We start from the raw sequence: 3,281 nt of genomic DNA on the forward strand, positions 1-3,281 counted from the left end.
CCCTTCATCCTCGCCCCCACCTACCCGCACGCAGAGGGACCGCTCCCATGCCCCGGTAAAGCCACGCAAAGCACAGCCCTAGGACGGGCGGCCTTCCCACAAGGGGAGGCCAAATCGGCTTCAACAGACGGCAGGTCGGGTGCATTCGGCCCTGCTCCGGGCGTCCACTGGTCGTGAGGGCATACAAGGTCCTCACGGTCCAGCGGACAAAAGGAGCTGGCATGACCGAGATCGCAGAGCGGGCCGTACTACGGAGCACCGCCACCGCTGTCGTTCACGAGTCGTATTCGTTCGCCTGCATGCGCTGCGGGCACGGCTGGGAGCAGTCGTACGAGATAGAGCACCACAACGACGCCCAGGGGCACGACTTCGTGATGTACGTGGCCGACGGTCATGTCGTGCCGTCGCCGCTGTCGCGGCCCGCCTGCCAGAACTGCGACGGTCATGTCGTACGGATCATGCGCGCCGGCCAGGTCTCCTCGGTGCGGGACGCCGAGCGGCGCCGGACCGTGCCGAAGCCCCGCCCGGTCGAGACCCCGTCCGACGAGGCGGAGGCCGAGCGGACCGAGGCCCCGTCGGGTGAGGAGCCGGCCGCCGGGCACCACCACTGGCACCTCTCCGACCTCCTGCATCCCTTCCACCGCAAGGCGAGCTGACCCCCCGGCGAGCCTGCGCAAGGCGAGCCGTCCTCCCCCCGGCGAGCCTTGAGGGCATGCCCCGATCCCGCGATTCGTAGGATCGGGGCATGCCTTCGAACGACTCCGGCACCGCCTCCGCCAAGCAGGACAAGAACGCCGCGCCCCCGCTGCCCGCACCCCTCCGGGTGCCCGTCGCGGACTCGCACACCCATCTGGACATGCAGTCCGGCACCGTCGAGGAGGGCCTCGCGAAGGCCGCCTCCGTGGGAGTGACGACGGTCGTGCAGGTCGGCTGCGACATCAAGGGGTCGCGGTGGGCCGCCGAGACGGCCGCCCGGTACGACGCCGTCCACGCCACCGTCGCCCTCCACCCCAACGAGGCGCCGCGCATCGTGCACGGCGACCCCGACGGCTGGTCCCGGCAGGGGGCGCGCGCCGCCGGCGGTGACGCCGCCCTCGACGAGGCGCTCGCCGAGATCGACCGGCTGGCCGCGCTGCCGCAGGTCAAGGGCGTCGGCGAGACGGGGCTCGACTACTTCCGCACCGGCCCGGAGGGCAAGGCCGCCCAGGAGCGGTCGTTCCGCGCGCACATCGAGATCGCCAAGCGGCACGGCAAGGCCCTGGTCATCCACGACCGCGACGCCCACGAGGACGTGCTGCGCGTCCTGAAGGAGGAGGGCGCGCCCGAGCGGACCGTCTTCCACTGCTACTCCGGCGACGCCGCCATGGCCGCGATCTGCGCCGAGCACGGCTACTTCATGTCCTTCGCCGGGAACATGACCTTCAAGAACGCGCAGCCGCTGCGCGACGCCCTCGCCGTCGCCCCCCTGGAACTCGTCCTCGTGGAGACCGACGCGCCGTTCCTGACGCCCGCGCCGTACCGCGGACGGCCCAACGCGCCGTATCTCGTTCCGGTCACGGTCCGCGCGATGGCCGCGGTGCGCGGCATCGACGAGGACGCCCTGGCGACGGCGATCGCGGCGAACACGGAGAGGGCGTTCGATTACTGACGGATCACGCTCCGTCAGCCGTCCGGGGGACGCGAAAAGATGATGAGCGCCCCCGTGTCGCGACACTGTGTGACCGCGTTGCTTGGGAGGGTGACCGCCGTCCGCTAGGTTCACGTCGCCCGACCCGGACCCGGATCACCTCTGGAGCGTGTCGTCGTGAGCAACGTGAAGTCCTCACCGCCGTCGCCGTACGAGACCTACGACACCCACCCGACGCACGACAGCCCCGAGCCGCCGCGCCCGCAGCCGCACGGCGCCGAGACCCTGCCGTGCGGCGTCCAGGGGGACACCTACCGCCCCGCCTACGAGGCCGGAGCGGACGCCGAGGCGGGCAGGCCGGCGGGGCCCGGCGGCCGTGGCGGCTCCCGGCGGGCGGTGCGGCGCAGACGGGCCGCCGACCGGCCGGGCTCGCTGCGGCGGCTGGTGCCGCAGGCCCTGGTGGTGGCGTTCCTCGCCGGCGGGACCTCCGCGTTCGTGGCGAAGGACAAGGCGATCGAGCTGACCGTCGACGGCAAGCCGCGCACCCTGCACACCTTCGCCGAAGACGTCGCCGAACTCCTCGCCGACGAGGGCGTCGCCTTCGGCACGCACGACGTCGTCGCCCCCGCCCCCGGCACCGCCCTGACCAGCGGCGACGAGGTCGCCGTGCACTACGGGCGGCCCGTACGCCTCACCCTCGACGGCCACCGGCGCGAGGTGTGGACGACCGCCCGCACGGTCGACGGGGCGCTCCAGCAGCTCGGGGTGCGTGCGGAGGGCGCGTACGTCTCCACCTCGCGCTCCCAGCGGATCGGGCGCGTGGGCCTGGAGCTGGACGTCCGCACCGAGCGGACCGTCACCGTCATGGCGGACGGGCGGACGCGGACGATCCGCACGAACGCGGCGACGGTCGGGGAAGCCGTGGCGGAGGCCGGGGTCACCCTGCGCGGACAGGACACCACCTCCGTCCCGCCGACGAGCTTCCCCCGCGACGGGCAGACGGTGACCGTGCTGCGGGTGACCGGCTCGACGGAGGTGCGGGAGGAGCCGATCCCGTTCCGGGTGCGCCGCACCGAGGACCCCTCGCTCTTCCAGGGCACCGAGGTCGTCGAGCGGGCCGGCCGGCCGGGGACCCGGCGGGTCACGTACGCGCTGCGCACGGTCAACGGGGTCGCCCAGCGGCCCCGGCTGATGCGGACCGAGGTGGTGCGGGAGCCGCAGGACCGGATCGTGAAGGTGGGGACGAAGCGGCTGCCGACGTCCGTGGCCGACGCGGACGGGCTGAACTGGGCGGCGCTGGCGGCGTGCGAGTCGGGAGGCCGGCCGAACGCGGTGGACCCGTCCGGCACGTACGGGGGGCTCTACCAGTTCGACACGCGCACCTGGCAGAGCCTCGGGGGTCGGGGCCGCCCCCAGGACGCGTCGGCGGCGGAACAGACGATGCGTGCGAAGAAGCTGTACGCGCAGCGGGGGGCAAGCCCTTGGCCCCATTGCGGGGCGCGGCTTCGGGGGTGAGTTGGGTGCCTGGTGGCTCGGGGGTGCGCGGTCCGTCGGCGGGTGCGGGTGCGTCGTGGTTTCTCGCGCAGTTCCCCGCGCCCCTGAAGGGACGGGCCGGCGGCCCGCCCTTCATCCGGAAAAGCACGGGGCGCAGCCC

3 protein-coding genes are annotated in these 3,281 nt (G+C 73.4%); all 3 read left to right on the forward strand.

Features of this window, described 5'->3' with window-relative positions; translation table 11 throughout:
- Positions 1-221 precede the first annotated feature (221 nt).
- The 3 genes from AOK23_RS15355 to AOK23_RS15365 all read left to right on the forward strand — a co-directional run bounded on the left by AOK23_RS15355 (position 222) and on the right by AOK23_RS15365 (position 3,142).
- The gene (locus AOK23_RS15355) at positions 222-656 is read left to right on the forward strand and encodes a hypothetical protein (protein ID WP_055713279.1); all 435 of its coding nucleotides are present in this window, start codon (positions 222-224) and stop codon (positions 654-656) included.
- A gap of 89 nt (positions 657-745) precedes the next feature.
- Positions 746-1,648: a TatD family hydrolase gene (locus AOK23_RS15360; protein ID WP_055713280.1), complete on the forward strand. Its 903-nt coding sequence runs from the start codon at positions 746-748 to the stop codon at positions 1,646-1,648.
- 156 nt (positions 1,649-1,804) lie between these two features.
- Complete coding sequence (locus AOK23_RS15365; protein WP_055713281.1) at positions 1,805-3,142, forward strand: resuscitation-promoting factor; 1,338 nt, start codon at positions 1,805-1,807, stop codon at positions 3,140-3,142.
- The last annotated feature ends 139 nt before the right edge of the window (positions 3,143-3,281 follow it).

Origin of the sequence: Streptomyces torulosus (genome assembly GCF_001419765.1) — a bacterium.
Lineage (GTDB): Bacteria > Actinomycetota > Actinomycetes > Streptomycetales > Streptomycetaceae > Streptomyces > Streptomyces torulosus.